Annotated in this window: 15 protein-coding genes, 1 tRNA gene and 3 pseudogenes; 9 read left to right on the top strand and 10 right to left on the bottom strand. The window is 69.8% G+C overall.

Annotated features, from left to right (window positions below):
• Positions 1 to 12 precede the first annotated feature (12 nt).
• Together ACFJIX_RS27125 and ACFJIX_RS27120 are read left to right on the top strand one after the other, a co-directional pair.
• Positions 13 to 921 (top strand): ATP-binding cassette domain-containing protein, encoded by a 909-nt coding sequence (locus ACFJIX_RS27125; protein ID WP_377162012.1) that lies wholly within the window; start codon positions 13 to 15, stop codon positions 919 to 921.
• Positions 922 to 1,155: 234 nt separating this feature from the next.
• The gene (locus ACFJIX_RS27120) at positions 1,156 to 2,478 is read left to right on the top strand and encodes an MgtC/SapB family protein (protein ID WP_377155756.1); all 1,323 of its coding nucleotides are present in this window, start codon (positions 1,156 to 1,158) and stop codon (positions 2,476 to 2,478) included.
• 31 nt (positions 2,479 to 2,509) lie between these two features.
• Here ACFJIX_RS27120 and ACFJIX_RS27115 read toward each other — a convergent pair whose 3' ends face one another.
• The 7 genes and pseudogenes from ACFJIX_RS27115 to ACFJIX_RS27085 form a co-directional block, all read right to left on the bottom strand.
• Entirely contained in the window at positions 2,510 to 3,622 is a 1,113-nt protein-coding gene (locus ACFJIX_RS27115) for an alpha/beta hydrolase (protein WP_377155753.1), read from the bottom strand.
• A 98-nt stretch (positions 3,623 to 3,720) separates the two neighbouring features.
• Entirely contained in the window at positions 3,721 to 4,671 is a 951-nt protein-coding gene (locus tag ACFJIX_RS27110; RefSeq protein WP_377155751.1) for a lysylphosphatidylglycerol synthase domain-containing protein, read from the bottom strand.
• A pseudogene (gene clsB, locus ACFJIX_RS27105) lies at positions 4,668 to 5,432 on the bottom strand (cardiolipin synthase ClsB); the annotation flags it as partial. The pseudogene clsB and the gene ACFJIX_RS27110, both read right to left, overlap by 4 nt.
• A gap of 196 nt (positions 5,433 to 5,628) precedes the next feature.
• Positions 5,629 to 6,033 (bottom strand): annotated as a pseudogene (locus tag ACFJIX_RS27100) (phospholipase D-like domain-containing protein); the annotation flags it as partial.
• Positions 6,030 to 6,767, bottom strand: a complete 738-nt coding sequence (locus tag ACFJIX_RS27095; RefSeq protein ID WP_377155750.1) for an endonuclease/exonuclease/phosphatase family protein — start codon at positions 6,765 to 6,767, stop codon at positions 6,030 to 6,032. The gene ACFJIX_RS27095 and the pseudogene ACFJIX_RS27100, both read right to left, overlap by 4 nt.
• A gap of 508 nt (positions 6,768 to 7,275) precedes the next feature.
• A complete protein-coding gene (locus tag ACFJIX_RS27090) occupies positions 7,276 to 7,707 on the bottom strand; it encodes an Hsp20/alpha crystallin family protein (protein WP_377155748.1) in 432 nt (143 codons plus the stop codon).
• A 37-nt stretch (positions 7,708 to 7,744) separates the two neighbouring features.
• The gene (locus tag ACFJIX_RS27085) at positions 7,745 to 8,197 is read right to left on the bottom strand and encodes an Hsp20/alpha crystallin family protein (RefSeq protein WP_377155746.1); all 453 of its coding nucleotides are present in this window, start codon (positions 8,195 to 8,197) and stop codon (positions 7,745 to 7,747) included.
• 640 nt (positions 8,198 to 8,837) lie between these two features.
• Here ACFJIX_RS27085 and ACFJIX_RS27080 point away from each other — a divergent pair.
• The 6 genes and pseudogenes from ACFJIX_RS27080 to ACFJIX_RS27055 all read left to right on the top strand — a co-directional run bounded on the left by ACFJIX_RS27080 (position 8,838) and on the right by ACFJIX_RS27055 (position 16,547).
• Positions 8,838 to 10,309: pseudogene (locus ACFJIX_RS27080) on the top strand (PLP-dependent aminotransferase family protein).
• A 166-nt stretch (positions 10,310 to 10,475) separates the two neighbouring features.
• Positions 10,476 to 13,355 (top strand): EAL domain-containing protein, encoded by a 2,880-nt coding sequence (locus ACFJIX_RS27075; protein WP_377155745.1) that lies wholly within the window; start codon positions 10,476 to 10,478, stop codon positions 13,353 to 13,355.
• A complete protein-coding gene (locus ACFJIX_RS27070) occupies positions 13,352 to 13,492 on the top strand; it encodes a hypothetical protein (RefSeq protein WP_377155743.1) in 141 nt (46 codons plus the stop codon). Before ACFJIX_RS27075 ends, ACFJIX_RS27070 begins: the two co-directional genes overlap by 4 nt.
• On the top strand, positions 13,489 to 14,340 hold the full coding sequence (locus ACFJIX_RS27065; protein ID WP_377155742.1) for an HDOD domain-containing protein: 852 nt from the start codon (positions 13,489 to 13,491) through the stop codon (positions 14,338 to 14,340). Before ACFJIX_RS27070 ends, ACFJIX_RS27065 begins: the two co-directional genes overlap by 4 nt.
• A gap of 9 nt (positions 14,341 to 14,349) precedes the next feature.
• Complete coding sequence (locus tag ACFJIX_RS27060) at positions 14,350 to 15,255, top strand: ATP-binding protein (RefSeq protein WP_377155740.1); 906 nt, start codon at positions 14,350 to 14,352, stop codon at positions 15,253 to 15,255.
• Positions 15,252 to 16,547, top strand: a complete 1,296-nt coding sequence (locus ACFJIX_RS27055; RefSeq protein ID WP_377155738.1) for an HD domain-containing phosphohydrolase — start codon at positions 15,252 to 15,254, stop codon at positions 16,545 to 16,547. Before ACFJIX_RS27060 ends, ACFJIX_RS27055 begins: the two co-directional genes overlap by 4 nt.
• Positions 16,548 to 16,641: 94 nt before the next feature.
• On the opposite strand, the gene ACFJIX_RS27050 is transcribed toward ACFJIX_RS27055, so the two are convergent.
• From ACFJIX_RS27050 to ACFJIX_RS27040, 3 genes are all read right to left on the bottom strand, one after another.
• Positions 16,642 to 16,717, bottom strand: a tRNA-Ala gene (locus ACFJIX_RS27050).
• Positions 16,718 to 16,823: 106 nt separating this feature from the next.
• Complete coding sequence (locus ACFJIX_RS27045) at positions 16,824 to 18,224, bottom strand: hypothetical protein (RefSeq protein WP_377155736.1); 1,401 nt, start codon at positions 18,222 to 18,224, stop codon at positions 16,824 to 16,826.
• 165 nt (positions 18,225 to 18,389) lie between these two features.
• Positions 18,390 to 19,544 (bottom strand): C40 family peptidase, encoded by a 1,155-nt coding sequence (locus ACFJIX_RS27040; protein ID WP_377155734.1) that lies wholly within the window; start codon positions 19,542 to 19,544, stop codon positions 18,390 to 18,392.
• Positions 19,545 to 19,835: 291 nt separating this feature from the next.
• On the opposite strand from ACFJIX_RS27040, the gene ACFJIX_RS27035 reads away from it, so the two are divergent.
• Positions 19,836 to 21,731 carry a propionate--CoA ligase gene (locus tag ACFJIX_RS27035; RefSeq protein ID WP_377155732.1) on the top strand — a complete coding sequence of 632 codons (1,896 nt, stop codon included), beginning with the start codon at positions 19,836 to 19,838 and terminating at the stop codon, positions 21,729 to 21,731.
• Positions 21,732 to 21,791 lie beyond the last annotated feature (60 nt).

Below are 21,791 nucleotides of genomic sequence, written 5' to 3'. Positions count from 1 at the left end.
GGGTGAGACATGATGAGCGTGACCGAGATCGACGTCCTGACCGAATGGCAGGACTCGCAGCCCGCGGCGCTGCCACCCGCGGCATCGCAGCATGCGGCGTCACAGCACGCGGCGCCGGTGCGACGCGAGGCCGTCGCGAAGCTCCCTGCCAACGGGCAGGCCGTGACGCTGGACAGCCTGGGCAAGGCCTTCGGCGAGCGCCAGGTCTTGCATGGCATCGACCTGGACATCGCCCCCGGCGAGTTCGTCGCCATCATCGGCCGCAGCGGCTGCGGCAAGAGCACGCTGCTGCGCCTGCTCGCGGGGCTGGAAACGCCGAGCGCCGGCGCGCTCGAAGCGGGCGAGCGTGAGGACACACGCTTCATGTTCCAGGACGCGCGGCTGTTGCCGTGGGCGCGGGTGCTGGACAACGTGGCGCTGGGGTTGGCAGGTGCCGATGCGCGTGAGCGGGCGCGACAGGCGCTCGCGCAGGTCGGTCTCGCGGACCGTGCCGGCGAGTGGCCCGCGCGCCTGTCCGGCGGTCAGCGGCAGCGCGTCGCACTGGCGCGCGCGCTGGTCCATGCGCCCAAGCTGCTGCTGCTCGACGAGCCGCTCGGCGCGCTGGACGCGCTGACCCGCATCGACATGCAGCGCCTCATCGAGACGCTGTGGACGCGCCATCGCTTCACGGCATTGCTGGTGACGCACGACGTGGCCGAGGCGGTCGCGCTGGCAGACCGCGTGCTGCTGATCGAGGACGGCCGGCTCGCGCTGGACCTGCGCATCGATCTGCCGCGTCCGCGTCGACGCGACGCGGCCTTCGCCTCGCTGGAGCAGCGGCTGCTCGACCGCGTGCTGAGCACGCCCGGTCGCGAGCCCGACGTCGCTCACCAGCCGGCTCCACTTTCCGTCGCCGCGCCGATGTTGCGCTGGGCGGTGTAGGCGTGCAGCGCGGGCCGTCGGTAGTTGAAGGGCCGGGGGGCCTTCCACCACACCGACGGCCTCGCGCCGCCCTGATTTGGGCGCGCTGCGTCGTTGCGAATCCTCGCCATAGCGCTGCTATGGCTCCGGTTCGCGCCTAGCCGCGCACCCAAATCAGGGCGGCGGCCGATCAGAGAGGCGGTCGATCGGGGCGGCGGCTTTCGCGGTGCGAAGGGTTGCGATAACCTGGGGCAGATGACTCCAGTGCTTCCGACGTCGACGCCACTCCCCAATGCCGAGTGGCCTTATCTCGAGATCCTGATCCGCCTGGCGCTGGCCCTCTCCCTGGGCCTGCTGCTCGGGCTGGAACGAGAGCGGCGCGGCAAGGAAGCCGGCCTGCGGACCTTCGGCTTCATTGCGCTGCTGGGCGCGCTCGGCGGCTCGCTCGGCGAGCATTACGCGCTGCTGAGCCTGCTGCTCGCGGCGGGCCTGGCGGTGCCGCTCAACGTCCACACGATGCGCGGCGGCCACGGTCCTGAACTCACCACCTCCGCGGCGATGCTGGTGACCTGCATGGCGGGCATCCTCTGCGGCCTGGGGCACACCGTGACCCCTGCGGCGGTGATGGTCAGCACGACCGCGCTGCTCGCGTGGAAGGAACGACTCTCCGGCCTGTCGATGGGCCTGACCGAGGGCGAGGTGCGCTCCGCGCTGCTGCTCGCGATCCTGGCGATCGTCATCTACCCCGCGCTGCCCGCCGGGCCGATCGGACCCTGGCACCTGATCGAGCCCCGCGCCGCCTGGGTGACGGTGATCCTGATCGCCAGCATCGGCTTCGTGAACTACATCCTGTGGAAGCTCTACGGCTCCAAGGGCGCGGAGCTGTCCGCGTTCTTCGGCGGCCTGGTCAACAGCAACTTCACGGTGGTGGAGATGGCGACGCGCGTGCGCGAGACCTCCGGCCGCTTCGCCGAAGGCGCGTATCGCGCGGTGCTGGTGGCCGTCGCCGCAATGGTGATGCGCAACGCGGTGCTGCTGCTGATCCTCACACCGCTGGCCTTCGTGAACGCCGCGGCGGCCTTCGGCTTCATGGTGCTGTCCGCGGCGGGCTTCGTGGTGCTGAGCCTGATCGCGCGACGCAACGGCGCCGCCGTCGAGGACGTCACCGACATCAAGCTGGAGCTGCCGTTCTCGCTGCCCGTGGCCCTGCGCTATGGCGTGCTGTTCCTGGCACTGCATGTCGTGGGCCGGTTGATGCAGCGCGAGTTCGGCGAAGGCGGCTTCTACCTGGTCACGGTGATCGGCGGGCTGCTCTCCAGCGCCAGCGCGGTGGCGGCGGCCGCGAGCATGGCGGCGCAGGGCGCGATCGGTTTCGACGTCGCGGCCAACGGCGCGGTGCTGGCCTCGATGACCAGCCTGGCCTTCAGCCTGTCGTTCATCCTGAAGACGGGCCACCGGCGGCTCATCGCCCGCCTGGCGCTGGCCATGGTGGCCATCGCGGTGGCCGGCGGACTCGGCGTGCTCTTGCGTGAACTGGTCGCGCCGTTGATCACCAGTCTGCTGCCCAACGGCGGCTGATCCTTCGTTTGGGCATCAGCGGGGACCGCCCTCAGTTCCCGAACGCCTTGCGCAGCCGCTCGCCCGCGAAGGCCTGCGCGTTGCGGGCCTTCTCGACGACGGCGGCGGTGCCGAAGAACTCGTGGGTGACGCCCTCGTAGTCGCGGCGCTCGACCAGCACGTCGGCCTTCTTCAGCGCGTCTTCCATCTTGGCGCTGTCCGATCGCAGCGGATCCACGCGGGCGCTGATCAGCGTCACCGACGGCAGGCCGGTCAGCTTCGCGTCGACGAGGTTCAGGCGCCAGTCCTTCAACTGTTCCTTGTTGTCGAGCAGCTTGTCGATGAACCACTCGACCATCGCGCGGTTGAGCGGCTGGGCGGCGGCGTTCTCCAGGTAGGACTCGGTGTTGAGGCTGGTCTGCGTGACCGGATAGATGGCCAGCACGTGCGCCGGCTTCTGCAGGCCCGCGTCGCGCGCCGCGATGGCGGTGGCCAGCGCGAGGTTGCCGCCGGCGCTTTCGCCGGCCAGCGCGACGCGGCTGATGTCGCCCTTGAACTTCGCGGCATTCGCCAGCGTCCACTGGTAGGCGGCCAGCGCATCGTCCCAGGCGGCCGGGAACTTGTTCTCCGGCGCCTGCCGGTAGTCGACGGAGACCACGACCGCCTGCGCCTGCCTGGCGATGCCGCGCGCGCTGGCGTCGTAGACCTGCTTGTCGGCGATGACCCAGCCGCCGCCGTGGAAGTAGACGACGACGGGGAAGGGGCCCGGTCCGGCGGGCGTGTAGAAGCGCGCCGGGATCATGCCCGCGCCGCCCTGCACCGTGCCGTCGATGCTGGTCACGCCGGGCACGAGCTGCGCGGGATCGGTGCTGCGGCCGTTCTGGCGCAGCAGCGCGTTGACGGCGTCGGCGAGGGTGGGATTCGCGCGGGCGGCGGTCACGTCGATCTTCTCGATCGCCTTGGGCCGCAGGCCTTCATGCGCCTTCAGCACGGCGAGCATGTCGCCATCCAGCCGGATCCTGCCCACGGTCTTCGCGATGGCGGTCTTGAACTTGCCGGGCTGCTCGTTGCCGGTGCCCTTGCCCGCGTCGTCGGCGGCGTGGACGAAGGGCAGGGTGAACAGCAGCGCGCTCAGCGCGGCGACCTGGAAGTGAAGGCGGAGCATGGCGACATCCTTGTAGAGCGGTGCGGCGCATCCGATGCGGATGCTCGCGGAGGGCTCAGCAAGGCGGGTGCCTGGGTTCGGAGGAGCGCTTGAGCCTCCTACGTCCTCGCCTTCGCCTCCAGCACGAAGTAGGCGATGGCCGCGATCGACAGCGGCGCGAGGTAGTAGAGCGCCCGGTACGCGATCAGCGCGGCGAGGACCTGGCCGTGGCCGAGCGTCGGGCCCAGGAAGGCGACGAAGACAGCTTCGAGCACGCCCAGGCCTGCCGGCACGTGCGCGATGACGCCGGCCACCGCGGCCACCAGCAGCACGGACAGGGTGTGGCCGTAGTCGACGCCCTGCTGCAGCAGCACCCACAGCACCGCGCCCATCGTCAGCCAGTTGGCCGACGAGATCGCCAGCTGCATCAGCGCGATGCGCAGGCTCGGGACGAAGAAGTCGTGGCCGCGCAGCCGGAACTCGCGGCGTCTGGAGAACGCGCACAGCGCCAGATAGGCAGCGACGATCACCCACATCAGCGCACCCAGCCCGCGCAGCGCGGCGGCGCTGATCCGCCACTCCGGCGGCGGCGCGAGCCAGCCGAAGAGGAACAGCCCGCCCGCGAGCAGGCCGTAGCCGAGCCAGTTCGAGGCCATGCTCAGCGCGAGGATCTTCGCCGGCACCGGGTGCCTCAGCCCCTCGCGCGCATACAGCCGCAATCGCATCGCGACGCCGCCGACCAGCGAGCCGAGGTTGAGGTTGAACGCGTAGCTGATGAAGGTGATCAGCATCACCCGCCGCGTCGGCACCGCGTGATGCGCCCAGCGTTTGCCGATCAGGTCGTAGCCGCTGTAGATCAGGTGGCTGAGCGCGCACAGCGCCGCGCCGGCGATCAGCACGCCCAGGGGCAGTTGCCGCAGCGCGTCGCCGACCTCGTCCCAGTCGACCTGCCGCGCCGCCCAGGCGAGCAGGGCCACCACGGCGACCGCGAACACGCCGCTCAGCCATCGGCCCCAACGCCAGCGCGCCGGGCGTTGCCCCGCGGCGTCCGGCGTCGGCGTGGCACTCACTCGGCCGTCTCCTTGCTCATGCATTTCACGCCGTGAGCGTCCTGCCCGCGCTGCTCGCCGGTCCCGTCTTGCCATGACCAGGCTTCAGCAGCCGGTGTCTGCGAGGCGCTCACCACCACCGGCGTTTCCGCCGCCGGCATCACCGGCTGCGTCTGCCGCGGCAGACGCGCCAGCCAGCGCGGGAAATGCCGCAGCACGTGGAAGACCAGCGTGCCCATGCCGAGGCGCCACCACCAGCGATGCGCATTGGTGTGCTCGAGCTTCAGCAGCTTGCACTGGTTCTTCATCAGCGGCAGGAGCTTGTCGCGCAGGGCGCGGTTGAAGTCGCGGTCCTCGACGATCAGGTTGGCTTCGAGGTTCAGCGACAGGCTCAGCGGATCGAGGTTGCTCGAACCCACCGTCGCCCAGTGGTCGTCGACCAGCGCGACCTTACCGTGCATCGGTCGTTCGCAGTATTCGTGGATATGGACGCCGGCCCGCATCAGCTGGTCGTACACGAGCTGCGCCGCCCAGCGCGCCCATGCGATGTCGGGCTGGCCCTGCAGGATCAGGTGGACGTCCACGCCGCGGCGCGCGGCACGCTGCATGCTCCGCAGCAGCAGGAAGCCCGGGAAGAAGTAGGCGTTGGCGATGATCACCTCGCGCTGCGACGCGTGCAGCGCGAGGCGGTACATGCGCTCGATGTCGTCGCGGTGGCGGTGGTTGTCGCGCGTGACGACGACCGCCTTGGCCTGGCCGGCCGTCGATGCGTCCGGGCGACCCGTCGAGGGGGTGCTCCTGCGCGGTTCCTTCGCGCGGCTCGGCCACCAGCGACGCTGTCCCGCCGACCCGGCGGACGGCGTCTGCCGGCGTCGCGGTGGCGAGGATCTCCCCCGTCACGCGCCGCAGCTGCGCGACCACCGGCCCGCGCACGCGCACGGCGTAGTCCTGCTTGGCCTCGGGGCCGAAATCGATCAGGTGATCCGCCGAGTAGTTGATGCCGCCGATGAAGCCCGTCTCGCCGTCGACGACGACGATCTTGCGATGCAGCCTGCGGAACGGCTTCAGCCGCCGCGACAGCTTGGGCGGCGGGTCGAAGACGTGCAGCCGCACGCCCGCGTCGGTGAGTCCGCTCACGAAGTTCATCGACAGCTCCGGCGACCCGAAGCCGTCCACCGTCATGTCCACGCGCACGCCGCGTTTCGCGGCCGCGATCAGGACCTCGCGCAAGGCCAGGCCGACCTTGTCCTCGAAGAGGATGAAGGTCTCGATGAGAACCTCGTGCTTCGCACCCTCGATCGCGGCGAAGACGGCGGGGAAGAACTCCTCGCCGTTCTCGAGCAGCTCGAGGTCGTTGCCTGCGCTCCAGTCGGGGCGCTTCACAGCCGGATCTCCGCGGCCAGCGGCGCGTGGTCGGACAGGTGCGACCACGGCCGGCGCGGCAGCACGATCGGATGCTGCACCGACGCGCCGCGCACGTAGATGCGGTCCAGCGCCAGCAGCGGGAAGCGCGACGGGAAGGTCCGCGCCGCGGAGCCGTACGACTTCACGAAGACCTCCGCGAGACCGGCGCAGCGGCTCAGCATCTTGTGCGCCCGCTGGCGCCAGTCGTTGAAGTCGCCAGCGACGACCACCGGGTCGCCCGGGGGCAGGCTGTCGATCAGATGGCACAGGCGCTCGACCTGGCGCTGGCGGTGCGACTCGCGCAAGCCCAGGTGCACGCAGATCGCGTGCAGCTCGCGGCCGTCGGAGAGTTTCAGGACGCTGTGCAGGAGGCCGCGGCGCTCGGGACCTTCGATGGACACGTCGTGGTTGGTGTGTCGCGTGATCGCGAACTTGGACAGCAGCGCGTTGCCGTGGTGACCCTGCGGATAGACCGCATTGCGGCCGTACGCGAAGTCGGTCCACAGGCTGTCCGCGAGGAACTCGTAGTGGGGGCCCCGCGGCCAGTCGGCGATCCGGGCCGCATGCAGTTCATGCTCGCCCAGCACTTCCTGCAGGAAGACGACATCGGCGGAGACGGCTCGCACCGCCTCCCGCAGCTCGTGCAGGATGAAGCGGCGGTTGAAGAAGCCGAAACCCTTGTGGAGATTGACGGTGAGGACGGTGAATTTCATGGCTTGCCCTAGCGGCAAGCCCTGTGCCCGTCATCGCCTCAGAGGTCGTCGGGCTTGAGCATCATGGGGCCGATGCACAGGACCCCGAAGGTGAGGGCGAATGCGCCCACGAGGATCGCGCCGATCAGTTCAAGCATGGGGTGCTCCTGGTGGCGGTGCCGCGTCGCGGCGGGCTCCCGGCGCTCCGGGCGCAAGGCTCGGAATGCCGGGTGGGAGCGATCGATACTAGACCTGTCGGCGCCGCCGCCGCAATCGCGGACGGCGGTGACCCACCGCCCGTTCGGGGGGATTCCGAGCCCGGGTTGCGCAATCCTTCCGGGCGTGCTCCGGGGCGGTCCTGCGCATTCGGCGTGCCGTACGCGTCCGCCAAGGAGGAGCGGGTCACGCGGAGCAGGGCGCCGCCTGGCCCCCCAGGCCAGGCGCACGCGCGGCGGTCCCTGGATGCGATCGCACGCCATGGCGCGACGGGCGGCAGTCGCCTGGCGCTCCGTCGTCTGGCGCTCCGTCTTCAGGCGGTGGACACGGCGATACGCCGCGGTTGCGCATGCGCCTGTTTCGGAATGCGCAGCGTCAGCACGCCGTCCTTCACCCCGGCCTCGATCCGGGCGGTATCGAGTTCACGACTGAGGGTGAAGGCACGCCGGTAGCGAGGCACATTGACCTCGGCCCACATGCCGCGCATGCCCTCGGGCGCCACGACGGCCACGTCGCCTTCGATCACCAGCGTCTCGCCGTCCAGCCGGACATCCAGGCCGTCCCGCGGGACGCCCGGCATGTCGGCCAGGAGGGTGATGCCCCCCGCGTCCTCGAAGATCTCAACGGCGGGCTCCGCGACGTCGCGCGCGTGACGCCCCGGTCTGGCCGTCGGCGAACTCGCATCGGACGTGGGGAGTGGTGCGCGGCCGGCCTCGCTGCGGGTCAGTTGGGTGTGATCAGACATGATGGTTCCTTCCAATTTCCAATCGTGGTTCGACCGCTCACTGGACGTTGATGCGCTGTGGCTGAGCCGCTTCGCGCAGCCCCACCTTGATGCGCAGGACGCCGTCGCGGTATTGCGCCTCGACGCTGCCCGTATCGGCCTCTTCGGGCAGGGTCACCGCGCGGCTGAAGCGGCCGTGCCAGCGCTCCGCCGCATACCACTGCACGGCATCCGAGGCGCGGCGGTCCGTCGGTGGACGCTCGCCGGAGATCCGCAGGACGCCGCGCTCGACGGTGACGTCGATGGCCTGCGCCTCCAGGCCCGGCGCGAAGGCATAGACCTCGATGGAGCGCTCGGTTCGTCCGATGTTGATCGGCGGAAAGCTCCCGGCCACCGCGGACCGGATGCCATCCGGCAATCCGTCGGCCGACCGGGATCGCGAAATCGCCTGTTGCAGTTGGGCGAGCTGCTCCAGCAAGCCCTGGGGACGGTGGAACACGGTGTCGAACATCAGAAGCTCCTTTCCTTGGTCGATGGTCGATGGAGGACGTCGACGCTCGCGCGTCGATCGAGATGAAGCGTTGACGGGTGGCTCCGCGGCGCGGGCTGCAGATCGCCGACGACGATCAAGCGGCGCACGTGCTGGCCGCGCAGCGGTCAGCAGTCAGCAGTCAGCGTTCGGCGGGCGGGCGCCTGCTGGCGCCCCGCAGCGCTGAGGGGTCGCGCGCGAAACAGGGGCGCGTCGAAGACTTCAGGCGTCGCAGCGTCTCGCGTGCGAGCAGGTAGGCTTGAAGTTGCGATGGGCTCAATGGGAGCCGGGGGCGTCGCGAAGCGCGTTCCACTGGAGCGCCGGACGTGTCGGGTTGCTGTTGGGCCATGATCCAGTCCTCATCCGAATCGATAGATGGCGGTTCGACACGGATTTAGGAATTCGGAGGGGCGACTTCAAGAGCGGATCGATTAGGTGAAAACCCTTGGTCGACTGGGCGCCACGGCGGACGTCGACGCCAGGCGCATGGCGCATGGCGCATGGCTCGGGCCAAGGCCTGCGCGCGCCGCGCGACGGCGCTTGCATCGCACCGCGCAAACCTTAGACTGCCTGAACGTCACCCCACGGAGTCGGCAGTCGACCGAGGCGCGGTGCCAACCCCATGCGCGATCCTCCGCTCACCGCCTCCGATGCGAGGTATGAGCTGCTCGCTCGAGAACTCGAGCAGCAGATCGCGGCCGGCGTGCTGCGCCCCGGGGATCGTCTGCCTTCCGTGCGCCAGACGCGCGCAAGCCGGGGCCTCAGCCCCAGCACCGTGTTCCAGGCCTACTACCTGCTCGAGTCCCGCGGACTGATTCGCGCGGTACCCCGATCAGGCTACTTCGTTGCCGCGCGTGCAGACGGCGCGCTGCTCGCGGAGCCGGCGACCTCGGAGCCGACAGCCGGCTCGCAGACCGTCGAGGTCAACGACCTGGTCTATGGGATCCTCGGCTCGGCGCGGGCACGCGACATCGTGCCCTTGGGCTCGGCTTTCCCCAGCCCGCTGCTGTTCCCCTTGGATCGACTGCGCCGCGCGCTGATCTCGAGTACCCGGCGGCTCGAGCCGTGGCACATGGTCGAGGACCTGCCGCCGGGCAACCTGCGGCTGCGGCGTGAGATCGCCAAGCGATACCTGCGCCAGGGTCTTGCCGTTGCCGCCGACGAGATCGTGCTGACCCACGGTGCGATGGAGGCGCTGAACCTGTGCCTGAACGCGGTCACGAGGCCGGGTGATGCGGTCGTGGTGGAGTCCCCACCTTTTATGTGGCGCTGCAGGCGTTGCAGCGGCTGGGCCTGCATGCCATCGAGGTGCCGACGCACAGCCGCGAAGGCATCGATCTCGGCCGCCTCGCGCAGGTCATCGAGCTCTACCGTCCCAAGGCCTGCTGGCTGATGACGACCTTCCAGAATCCCCTCGGCAGCCTGATGCCCGAGGTCAAGAAGCGAGACCTGGTCGAACTGCTCGCCCGCCACGACCTGCCGATGATCGAAGACGACGTGTATGCGGAGCTCTATGAAGGCCACGTGGCGCCGCTGCCTGCCAAGGCCTACGACCGACGCGGTCTGGTGCTGCACTGCTCGTCGTTCTCGAAGTGCCTGGCGCCGGGCTACCGCGTCGGCTGGGCAGCCCCCGGTCGTTGGGCGCAGGAGGTCCGACGGCTGAAGCTGATGACCAGCCTGTCCGGTTCGATCCCGGTCCAGGCCGCCGTGGCGGAGTACCTGCAGGAGGGCGGCTATGACCATCACCTCCGAGGCTTGCGCCAGTCGTTGCAGGCGCAGCGGACCAGCCTGTTCGAGGCCGTGACCCGGCACTTTCCCGCTGGCACGCGCCTGATGCGGCCGGCCGGCGGTTACTTCATCTGGGTCGAGTTGCCCGTCGGGGTCGACGCGATGGCGCTGTACCGCGCCGCGCTGGCGCAAGGCATCAGCGTGGCCCCGGGGCCGATGTTCTCGGCGCGTGCCGAGTTCCAGCACCACATCCGGCTGACCTGCGGCACGCCCTGGGACGCGACGCTCGAGCGCGCCACGCGCACGCTGGCGCGCCTGGTCGACGACGCGGCGCGCGCCGTCTTGCCTGCGCCTGCCGCCATCTGATCCTGTCGTCGGGGGCCGCAACTGATCACGCCGCTGCCGCGGGCTGCCCGGCAGACTGCAGGCATGACGAAGCCCCACCTGCTCCACTCCTGCTGCGACGCCAGTCCTGCGTTGGCGCCGACGGTCGCCAGTCCTGCGTTGTCGCCGACGGTCGCCCGTCCCCGCGTTGGCGCCGACGGTCGTCAATCCTGCGCCACCAGACTTCGAGAACGTCCTGCGTGAAGTCCTGGACCGGCTGGGGCCTTCCATCTTCGCCGGCCTGCTCGACACCGACGGTGTGCTGCGCTACGCCAACGAGGCGGCGCTGCAGGCCATCGGCCGCACGTCGGATCAGGTGCTGGGCAGGCGCTTCGATGCCACCCCCTGGTGGCAGGCCTGCGAGCTGTCGCAGCAGCGGCTGCAGAAGGCGCTGGCCAGCGCCTTGCGCGGCGAGGCTTCGCGCTTCGACGTGCGCGTGGCCACGAGCTCGGGGGCGACGTTGGCGATGGACTTTTCGCTGTTGCCGCTCTACGGTGCGGACGGCAGCGTGGCCTGGCTGATCCCTTCGGCGCGCGACGTGACCGAACGGGAACAGGCGCAGCATCAGCTGCTGCTGACCCGCCATGCGGTCGAACAGGCCAACGACGCGCTGTTGCAGGTCGGGCCTGATGGGGCCTTCCGCGATGCCAACGCGGCGGCCTGCCGACTGCTGGGCCTGGAGCGCGACCAGTTGCTGCGGCTGCGGGTGCCCGACATCGACACGCAGACCGACGACACACAGTGGCCGCATCGTTGGCGCGAGTTGTGCGAGCGCGGTTCCCTGCGCTTCGAGACCAGCATCCGCCACCAGGAGGGCCATGAGATTCCGGCCGACGTCTCCGTCAGCCTGGTGACGACCGACGCCGAGACATTCGCCCACGTCTGCATCGACGATCTACGCGAACGCCGCGCCGCCGAACGCCGCATCCGTCAATTGCTGCAGTTCGATGAACTGACGGGACTGCCCAACCGCCAGCTGCTCTTCGAGCGCCTGAGCGCGATCTTGCAGGCCGGCACCGAGACCGTGGTGCTGGTGCTGGAACTCGATCGCTTCAAGCGCATCAACGACGGCCTCGGCACGCACATCGGCGACGCGGTGCTTCGCGAGGCGGCACAGCGTATCGCCGCCACCGTACGGAGCACCGACCTGGTGGCGCGCCGCGGCGGGGACGAGTTCGTGATCGTGATGCCGGCCCCTTCGATACCGGAGCTGCACACGGCGCAGGCGCTGCTCGGTGCCATCGCCCGACCGATGTGCATCGAGGGGCACGAGATCCACATCACCTGCAGCATCGGCGTCGCCACGGCGCCGGATGACGGCGACCACGCCGACACCCTGCTGCGTCGCGCCAATGCCGCGCTGCACCAGGCCAAGCTGTCGGGCCGCAACCAGGCCAGCGTCTATGCCGGCGCGCACCACGACGACGATCCGGAGCGACTGGCGCTGGAGACCGCGCTGCGCCATGCGCTTCGCGACGAGCAGTTCGAACTGCACTACCAGCCGCAGGTCGACCTCGGGCATGGCCGCATCGTCGGCGTCGAGGCCTTGCTGCGCTGGCAACACCCGACGCTCGGCCGCATCGCGCCGGATCGCTTCATCCCGATCGCCGAAGAGACCGGCCTGATCGTCGTCATCGGCGACTGGGTGCTGCGCCGCGCCATCGAGCAGGCCGCGCAATGGCAGCGTGCCGGGCTTCCCCCGCTGCGCATGGCGGTCAATCTGTCGGCGCGCCAACTGCTCCAGCCGGACCTGGCCCGGCGCATCGAAGGCCTGCTGGCAGCCACCGGCCTCGACCCGAGGCTGTTCGGTGTCGAGGTCACGGAGAGCATGCTGATCGCCAACTTCGATCAGGCGGTGCAACATCTGCAGGCGCTGCGAGCGCTCGGCGTCGAGGTGTCGCTCGACGACTTCGGTACCGGGTACTCGAGCCTGAGCTACCTGCGGCGCTTGCCGGTCGACGTGGTCAAGATCGACCGCTCCCTGGTGCCCGATGTCAGCGCGCCGGCGGAAGACGTCTCGATCACGCGCGCCATCATCACGATGGCGCATCAGCTGCAGATGAAGGTGGTCGCCGAAGGCGTCGAAAGCGAAGGCCAGGCGGCCCTGCTCGCCGCCAACCGGTGCGACCAGATGCAGGGCTACTGGTTCAGCGCCGCCGTGCCGGCGGCAGCGATCGAAACGCTGCTGCGCGACGGCCGGCAGATCGATGCGTCGCTCCTGGGCCGGCGTTCGCGTCGACGCACCTTGTTGCTGGTCGATGACGAAGAAAACATCATCGCCGCCTTGCGCCGCCTGCTGCGCGTCGAGGACTGGCTGGTGCTCAGCGCCACCAGCGCCGAACAGGCGCTGCAGTTGATGGCGCGACACGAGGTCGACGTCATCCTGTCCGATCAGCGCATGCCGGGCATGACGGGCGTCGAGCTGCTGCGCCGGGCCAGGCAGCTGTGCCCGGAGACGATCCGGCTGGTGCTCTCGGGCTACACCGAGCTGCAGGCGATCACCGACGCGATCAACGAGGGGGCGATCTACAAGTTCCTCGCCAAGCCCTGGGACGACGAGCAATTGCGGGCTCATCTGCGCGAGGCCTTCGCGCTCAAGGAGATGGCCGATCAGAACCGGCGCCTCGACCACGAGGTGCAGACCGCCAATCGCGAACTGGCCGAACTGAACCGGCGACTCCAGACGCTGTTGAACGCACAGCGCGAACAGAACCTGCGCGAGATCGGCAGCCGTGAGGCGGCGCAGGAGCTCCTGAATGCCATGCCAGTGCCCGTGTTCGGCATCGACGAGGAAGGCCTGCTGGCGTTTGCCAACGCGCCGGCCCTGTCGCTTTGCGGCATGGCGGGGGAGTTGCTCGGTGCGTCCGCGTCCGAGCAACTGCCGCAGGCCTTGCGGCAGGCGGTGGAGGGCGATCCGATGCTGGTCTGGCTGGCCGGGCGCCGCTGGTGGGCGATGAGCCGGCTGTTGAACGGCAGCGCGCAGGGGCGGCTGCTGGTGCTGTTGCCGCAGGCAGGGGGCTCGCAATGAGTACGCCATCCGTTCCCGACAAGGCGCCCGTGGCGCCGGCGGAGCTGGCGCACCTGTTCCGCCACAGCCTGCGCGACGGACAGGTCCATCCACTGCTGCACCTCGTGCGGCGCTACCGTCAGGAGTCACCGCGATGAGCACGGCCTTGCAACCGATCACCCACGACGAACTGCTCAAGGGGCTGCGTGACCTGCCCCCGCTTCCTTCGGTGGTGCTTGAACTGATTGAATCGCTCGGCCGCGAGGAACTCGGCGCCACGCAGTTGGCGACCCAGATCTCGCAAGACCAGGCGCTGGCCGCCAAGACCCTGCGCCTGGCCAACTCGTCCTTCTACGGCCGAGGCCGGCAGGTGGGGGCGGTGGCGGAGGCGATCGGCGTGCTGGGCCTGCGTACCGTGCGCAGTGTCGTCACGGCCGCCGGGCTCGCCGGCAGCTTCCGCCGCAGCCCCGGTTTCGACCACGAGGTCTTCTGGCGCCACTCGATAGGCAGCGCCTTGTGTGCCCAGGCGCTGGCCGGTGAACTGCGGCGCGAAGACGCCGACCTGGCGTTCACGGTGGGTCTGCTGCACGACGTCGGCCAACTGGCGCTGGCCTGCTCGTTCGCACCGGCCTACGCCGAGGCGCAGCGGTGGCGACGCGATCAGGATTGCGCCGCCGGAGAAGCCGAGCGCGCCGTGCTCGGCGTTGATCACGCCGAAGTCGGCGGGCTGATCGCGAGCCACTGGAACTTCGCCCCGGCCATCGTCGCCGCCATCCGCGAGCACCACGCACCGCCGGCCGCGGCCGGGCTCACGCTGACGAGCATCGCTCACGTGGCCGATGCCATCGCCCATGCGCTGGGTCTGGCCGGCGACGCCGACGAGGCGGTGCCGACCCTGGTGCCGTCGCTGTGGGCCGCCTGCGGTCTGGATGACGCCGCCTGCATGCGGGTGTTCGCGCACGCCGAGGCCCAGTTCGAGACCGTCTGCGAGGCGATCCTTCACTGAATGACCACCATGACCACCATGACCAACTCCGAACTCATTTCGCTGCAACGTGCCAACCAGGAGCTGCGCGCCCTGAACGACAGCCTGCGCGCCGCGCAGGACCAGCTGTTGCAGTCCGAACGACTGGCGTCGATCGGGCAGCTCGCCGCGGGCGTGGCGCACGAGATCAACAACCCGATCGGCTATGTCTTCTCGAACTTCGGCACGCTGCAGGCCTACCTGGAGCGCGTCTTCGAGATGCTCGAAGCCTACGAACAGGCCGAGCCTGCGCTGGCGGGCAGCGCCGTGGCGACGCGGCTGGCGGCCTTGCGTGAGCGGATCGAGCTGGACTACCTGAAGCAGGACATCCCGATGCTGATGGGCGAGTCGAAGGAGGGACTGTCGCGCGTGCGGCAGATCGTCCAGGACCTGAAGGACTTCTCGCGCGTGGACACCAACCGGGAATGGGTCTGGGCCTCGCTGCACCAGGGGATCGATTCGACGCTGAACATCGTGGCCAACGAGATCAAGTACCGGGCCGAGGTCCGCCGCGAGTACGGCGACCTGCCCGACATCGAATGCCTGCCGTCGGAACTGAACCAGGTTTTCCTGAACCTGCTCGTCAATGCGGCCCATGCGGTCGGCCCGGAGCGCGGCCTGATCGTCGTGCGCAGCGGCCACGCCGGGGACAGGGTCTGGGTCGAGGTGGAGGACGATGGTTGCGGCATCGCGCCGGACCATCTGGCGCGTGTCTTCGACCCCTTCTTCACGACCAAGCCGGTCGGTCGCGGCACCGGCCTGGGCCTGTCGCTGGCCTATGGCATCGTGCAGAAGCATCAGGGCCGCATCGACCTGCGCAGTGAACCCGGCCACGGCGCCTGCTTCCGCGTCACGCTGCCCGTACGACGTCCCGGCGTCGAAGGGACTGCGCCATGACAACGGACATCCAGCAGTGGACGCTGCTGGCGATCGACGACGAGCCGAACATCCTGGCCGCGTTGCGGCGCCTGTTTCGCGCCACGGGCTGGCGCATCCTGACGGCGGGGCACGCCGAGGAGGCGCTGTCGCTGCTCGCCGCCGAGCCCGTCAATGCGGTGCTGTCGGACATGCGCATGCCGGGAATGGACGGTGTGCAATTGCTCGAAAGGATCAGCCAGGGCTGGCCCCATGCGGCGCGGCTGCTGCTGACGGGCCAGGCCGACCTGGGTTCGACGATCGCCGCCGTCAACCGCGGCGGCATTCACCGCTACATCGCCAAGCCCTGGAACGACGACGAACTGGTGATGACGCTGCGTCAGGTCGAGGAAAGGCAGCAGCTCGAAGCGGACAAGCAGGCGCTCGAGCGGCTGACGCAGTCGCAGAACGACGAGCTCAAGACACTGAACGCCGGACTGGAGGTCCGTGTCGCCTCGCGCACCGAGGAGCTGGCTGCCGCCAACGGCAGGCTCAAGCGCAACTACCTGACGTCGATCAAGGCGTTCACCGCGCTGATCGAGATGCGTGGCAAGACGCAGGTCGGACACGCGCGTCAGGTGGCCGACCTGGCGCGGCGGATCGCGCAGACGATGACGCTGGATGCGGGCACTGCCCACGATCTTCCGATTGCCGCGCTGCTGCATGACATCGGCCACATTGGCCTCAGCGACGCGCTGCTGGCGCGGCCGCTGAATCGGCTCGATCCCGACGAACTGCGGCGCTACCGGCAGCACCCCGTGCTCGGCGAGCAGGCCTTGCTGGCCTGCGACGACATGCAGGGCGTGGCGCCACTGATCCGCGCGCACCACGAGCGCTGGGACGGGCAGGGGTTCCCCGATGGCCTGCGCGGCACGGCGATTCCGCTCGGCGCCCGCATCCTGGCCGTGGCCGACGCCTACGAGGACCTGCGTGGCGGTCGCATCGACGGTGAGGCATTGAGTCCGTCCGAGGCTCGCCGGGCGGTGCTTGCCGGCCGCGGCAGCCAGTTCGACCCGAGCGTCGTCGACGCCTTCGCGAGCCTGTTCTCGATCGCGTCACCCGAGACCGCAGTGCCGCTGCAGCACTTGCGCACTGCGGACCTGCGCGCCGGTCAGGTCCTCCTGCAGGACTTCGTCTCCCCGGAGGGCGTGCTGCTGCTGTCTTCCGGCCAGCGGCTGAATGAGGACCTGATCACCCGCATCGTCGCCTTTGAGAAAAAGCATGGGCGGGCGCTGACACTGGCGGTGCAAGTGCCAGCGGAAGCCGGACGATGAAACGGTGATTGATAGGCCAGAAAAACATAAAGCTGCCATATAGGCAGCTTTATGAGTCGGGGCGCGCCTTTCGGTGCGACCCTTTCGGATCTGTTGGTGGAGAGGAGGAGGATCGAACTCCCGACCTTCGCATTGCGAACGCGACGCTCTCCCAGCTGAGCTACCCCCCCAACGAAGACATCGACTATAGCAGAGATTTCACGGTGCTCGCCGTTGCGTCGGAAACCGGAACGGAGTTCGCACGACACGTGGTGCGGCCATCGCGGCTCGCGGCCTTCACCAACGGCAGCCCTTGTCGCGCGCGGCATCGCGCACCAGCGGCACGACCGCCAGCAGGCCCTTGTCCGCGTACGCCTTGCGGCATTCCTGCTGGCCGGCCTCGCGCATCTTCTCGGCCAGGGCGTCCTTGTCCTCCGGCGGCTTCGGCACCGCCGAGATCACGCCCGAGGGCGTCCCGCGCGGGCGCATCGGACCCCGCGCGGCGTTCAGGTCGAGGTTCAGCTTCGGCGCGTTCGGGGGCGTGGAGGCCGGGGTCGCCACGTCATGGCCGGTGCGTGCGCCAGCGTCCGGCGCGCCGACGCTCGGTTGGGTCGTCGTGGGCGTCGTCGAGCCGTCGAGCGATGTCCGACTGGCTGGTGTCGGTGAAGGCGTGGTCGACACGCGCGGCTGCGGCGTGGGGGCAGGGCTGGGCGCGGGCGTGGCCGCCGCGGGCGGCGTCGGTGCGGCGGTGGGTGTTGGCGCAGGAGCGGGCGGCGCCACCTGCGGCGCGGGCGTTGGCGGCGTCGGTACGGGCGTCGGCGCGGGTTGGGGCAAAGGGGCCGGCGCAGGCGCTGGCGTCAGCGGCGGCAGCTCGGCGGGCGCCTTCAGTTCCGATGGCACGGGGGGTGTCAGTGTCCGCTCGATCGGCGTGCGGTCGATGCGTCTCACCGTCGTGGGCGTCTCGCTGAGGATGGGCGCGGGGCGCTCCGGCAACTGCAGCGGCGAAGGCGCCTGCAGCGGATCCGTCGGCGCTGTCGGCCGCGCGGGCGTCGCCTCTCGCGCGGGAGCGATGCGCGTGGGTGCCGTCACGGTGGCTTCGACAGGCGTCGTGAGCGTCGTGATCGCAGGCGCAGGCTCGACGGCGGGCGTGGGCGAGGGCGCTGGAGGAGGCGTCGGCGTCGGCGGGGCTGGTGTGGGTGCCGGCGTTGGCGCGGGAATGGGTGTCGGCGCTGGCGGAGCCGGCGTCGGAATCGGAGTCGGAGTCGGTGTCGGCGAGGGCACCGGAGCCGTCGTGGCCGGCGGTGCGCTGCGGTCGGCGGGCGCGTCGCCGGTCAGTTCGTCGCCGGGCTGTTGCCGCCATTGCCCCTGGCGCGCGGCGCCAGGCGCCCGTTGTTCTTCCGGCGTCGGCGGCCGTTCCCGCACCGCGCCGCCGGAGCGGGGCTGCTTCGCTTCGCCGATCGGTCCGCGCTCGGGCAGCACGACGGCGGGCTCGCCCGAACCCGGCTCGTAGCGATCGCCCTGAAGTCTCACGTTCAGCGGCCCCCAGGCGCCTTCGCCGGGCTTGGCCGATCCGCCGGGCGCGTTGCCGATGGCCACGAGCAGCAGCACGTGCAGCAGCACGGCCAGCAGCAGGGCCTGACCCATCTGGTCGGAGACTCGGTGCAGCGGTGTCTGGGCGGGATCGAGGACGGCGGACAAGGTGGATCGCGGAGGATCGCGGCGACGGCGCTGGGGCGCAGCATAGCCGGGATCACCGGGCTGCCGTGTCAGGACTTGTCTTCAGGAGGATCGCGCCGGAAGGTGCGCGGGGCGCCCGTATCGCGGGCGTCGGCGGCGGGCGCAGGGACCCGCTCGCGTGGTGGCTCAGGTGCCAGGATTGGCCTGGTTCAGATCGGCGCGGCGGGCGCCGGTGAAACGCTTGGCCCAGTACGCCTCGCGCATGTCCTCGACGCGCACCGCGCCGCCGACGCGCGGCGAGTGGATGAACTTGCCTTCGCCGACATAGATGCCGACGTGCGAGAAGGTCGCGCGCATCGTGTTGAAGAAGACCAGGTCGCCGGGCTTGAGGTCTTCCTTCTTGATCGGCACCAGGCTGGAGAGCTTGGCCTGCTCGTCGGCGCGGCGCGGCAGGACCAGGCCCACGCTCATCTCGAAAATGTGGCGCGTGAAGCCGCTGCAGTCGAAGCCGTTGTTGACCGAGTTGCCGCCGCGCTTGTACGGCACGCCCAGGAAATTCATCGCCGACAGCACCAGGTCCGAGGCGTTGTCGCGCACCCGGTTCAGCAGGCCGGGCGCGGAGGCATCGGCGCCGGGCGAGGCGGGCGTCTGCTGGGCCTGCGCGACGATGCCGCGCTGCTGCAGGAAGCGGGCGACGGACTCGCTGGCGTTCGTGTTGCCGGCGGCGGCGCCCATCAGGGCGGTCGGCGGCAGCGAGGAGGTCGGGGTGGCGGTCGTGTTCGTGGCGGGCAGGGCCGGCGCGACCAGCGCGGCGGCCGTGCCTGCGGCGGCGACGGTCGTCGCGACCGCCGCGGCGCCGGCGGGCGAGCGCATCAGGCTCTGCCCATAGGCGCCCATCATCGTGCCGGCGGGCGGCGCGACGTCGGTCTTCGTGTCCGCGACCTTCGCGTCGGCCTTCGCCGGCGCGGCCTTGTCCGCGGTCTTCGTTTCAGTCTTCGTCTCGGCCTTCGTTTCCGCCTTCGCCGATACGATCTTGTCGGTGCCTGCCGGCTTGTCGGCGGCGATCTCGGTCGCCGGGGACTTGTCCTCATCGGCCTTGGCCCTGCGGTCCTTGCCGGTGTCCTTGGCCGCGACCGGCTTCGAGGCCTTGCCGTCCTTCGAGGACCTGGCGGCCTGCTTCGACTCGGCGGGCTTCTTCGCGGCCGGCTTGGCGGCGGCCTTCGACGGCGCCGCCTTGGCCTGCGCCTTGGGCTTGTCGTGCGACTCGTTGGTGGACGAGGTCGACTGTTGCGCCCAGCAACTACCGCTCGCGAAGACGCAGATCAGCCCCAGTGCGGCCATGGCGCGCTGGAGCTTCTTGTGTCGGGGAGCGGAGCGGGAAGGACGAACAGTACTCATCGGTGTTGGGCGCGGAGACTAGGCACCATCTCCGTACCGGTCAAGCGCGAATGCCCGCAGGACCGCGCTTGGCTAGGGAAAGTCCGGGCGTGGCCGCGAGACCGTTCCCAGGAAAACCCGGATTGGACCACAGCCCCATGACGCAAGGCTGTGAACGAAAGTTTCAGAAAAGCTGCCGATGCGAGGATCCGTGCGGAATTCGCGCATTCAATACCAACATCCAAGGAGACCCCGATGACCGACAGCTACGCGGCGATGTACCGGCGTTCGATCGACGACCCGGACGGCTTCTGGACCGGGCAGGCGGCGTTGATCGACTGGGAGCGCCCGTTCGATCAGGTCTGCGACACGAGCCGGCCGCCGTTCGCGCGCTGGTTCGTCGGCGGGCGGACCAACCTGTGCCACAACGCGGTCGACCGCCACGCGGCCGCGCGGCCGGACGACGCGGCGCTGATCTGGGTGTCGAGCGAGGTCGACCAGGAACGCGTCTTCAGCTTCGCCGCGCTCAAGGACGAGGTCGAGGCCATGGCCGCGATGCTGCGCGAGCAGGGGGTGGGCATCGGCGATCGCGTGCTCATCTATCTGCCGATGATTCCCGAGGCCGCCTTCGCGATGCTCGCCTGCGCGCGGATCGGCGCGATCCACTCGGTGGTGTTCGGCGGCTTCGCGAGCCACGCCCTGGCCAACCGCATCGACGATGCCGAGCCGGTACTGATCGTCAGCGCGGATGCGGGCAGTCGCAACGGCAAGATCGTGCCCTACAAGCCGCTGCTCGATGAGGCGATCCGTCTGGCGGCGCACAAGCCGGCGAAGGTGCTGATGGTCGATCGCGGGCTCAGCGCGTTCGAGCGCGTCGACGGCCGCGACCTCGACTACGCGGAGCAACGTGGGCGACTGGTCGGCACGCGCGTGCCCTGCGAATGGCTGCCCTCCGATGCCATCAGCTACACGCTCTACACCAGCGGCACGACCGGCAGGCCGAAGGGCGTGCAGCGCGACGTCGGCGGCTACGCCGTCGCGCTGGCCGCGAGCATGACGCACATCTACGACGGGCATCCGGGCGAGACCTTCTTCTCCACCAGCGACATCGGCTGGGTCGTCGGCCACAGCTACATCGTCTACGGCCCGCTGATCGCGGGCATGGCCACGCTGATGTACGAGGGCACGCCGGTGAGCCCCGATGCGGCGATCTGGTGGAAGCTCGTCGAGCGGCACCGTGTCACGGTGATGTTCAGCGCGCCGACCGCGGTGCGGGTGCTCAAGAAGCAGGACCCCGCCTGCCTGACGCGGCACGACCTGTCGTCGCTGCGCGCGCTGTTCCTCGCCGGCGAGCCGCTCGATGAACCGACGGCGCGCTGGATCGCCGATGCCATCGGCAAACCGATCGTCGACAACTACTGGCAGACCGAGACCGGCTGGCCGATCCTGACGCTGGCGCGCGGCGTCGAGCCTGCCGAGCCGAAGTTCGGTTCGCCGGGCGTGGCGATGTTCGGCTACCGCGTCCAGCTCCTCGACGAGCGCACCGGCGACGTGCTGGAGGCGCCGAACCAGAAGGGCCTGCTCACGATCGCGTATCCACTGCCGCCCGGCTGCATGCAGACCGTCTGGCGCGACGACGAACGCTTCATCCGCACCTACTGGGAGAGCGTGCCGGGCCGGCAGGTGTACTCGACCTTCGACTGGGCCCTGCGCGACGAGGACGGCTACTACTTCATCCTCGGACGCAGCGACGACGTGATCAACGTCGCCGGTCATCGGCTCGGCACGCGCGAGATCGAGGAATGCATCGCCGGCCATCCCGCGGTGGCGGAGGTCGCCGTGGTTGGCGTGGCCGATGCGCTCAAGGGTCAGGTCGCGATGGCCTTCGCGGTGCTGAAGGACCCGGCGCGCGCCGCGACGCCGCAGGACGCGCTGGCACTCGAAGGCGAGATCCTGAAGCGCGTCGACCAGCGCCTGGGTGCAGTGGCGCGGCCGTCGCGGGTGCGCTTCGTGGCGCTGCTGCCCAAGACGCGCTCGGGCAAGCTGCTGCGGCGCGCGATCCAGGCTGTCTGCGAGCATCGCGACCCCGGCGACCTGATCACCCTCGACGATCCGGCCGCGCTGCAGCAGATCCGCGATCTGTTGGCGTGATGGAGCGAGCGCGGGGTCGGGTTTCCTCTGCCCCAGGATGCGGGCACGACTTTCGGGATG

The sequence above is a fragment of the Roseateles sp. UC29_93 genome, assembly GCF_042695725.1.
GTDB lineage: Bacteria > Pseudomonadota > Gammaproteobacteria > Burkholderiales > Burkholderiaceae_C > Roseateles > Roseateles noduli_A.
This window is presented reverse-complemented; position numbering and strand designations above follow the sequence as displayed.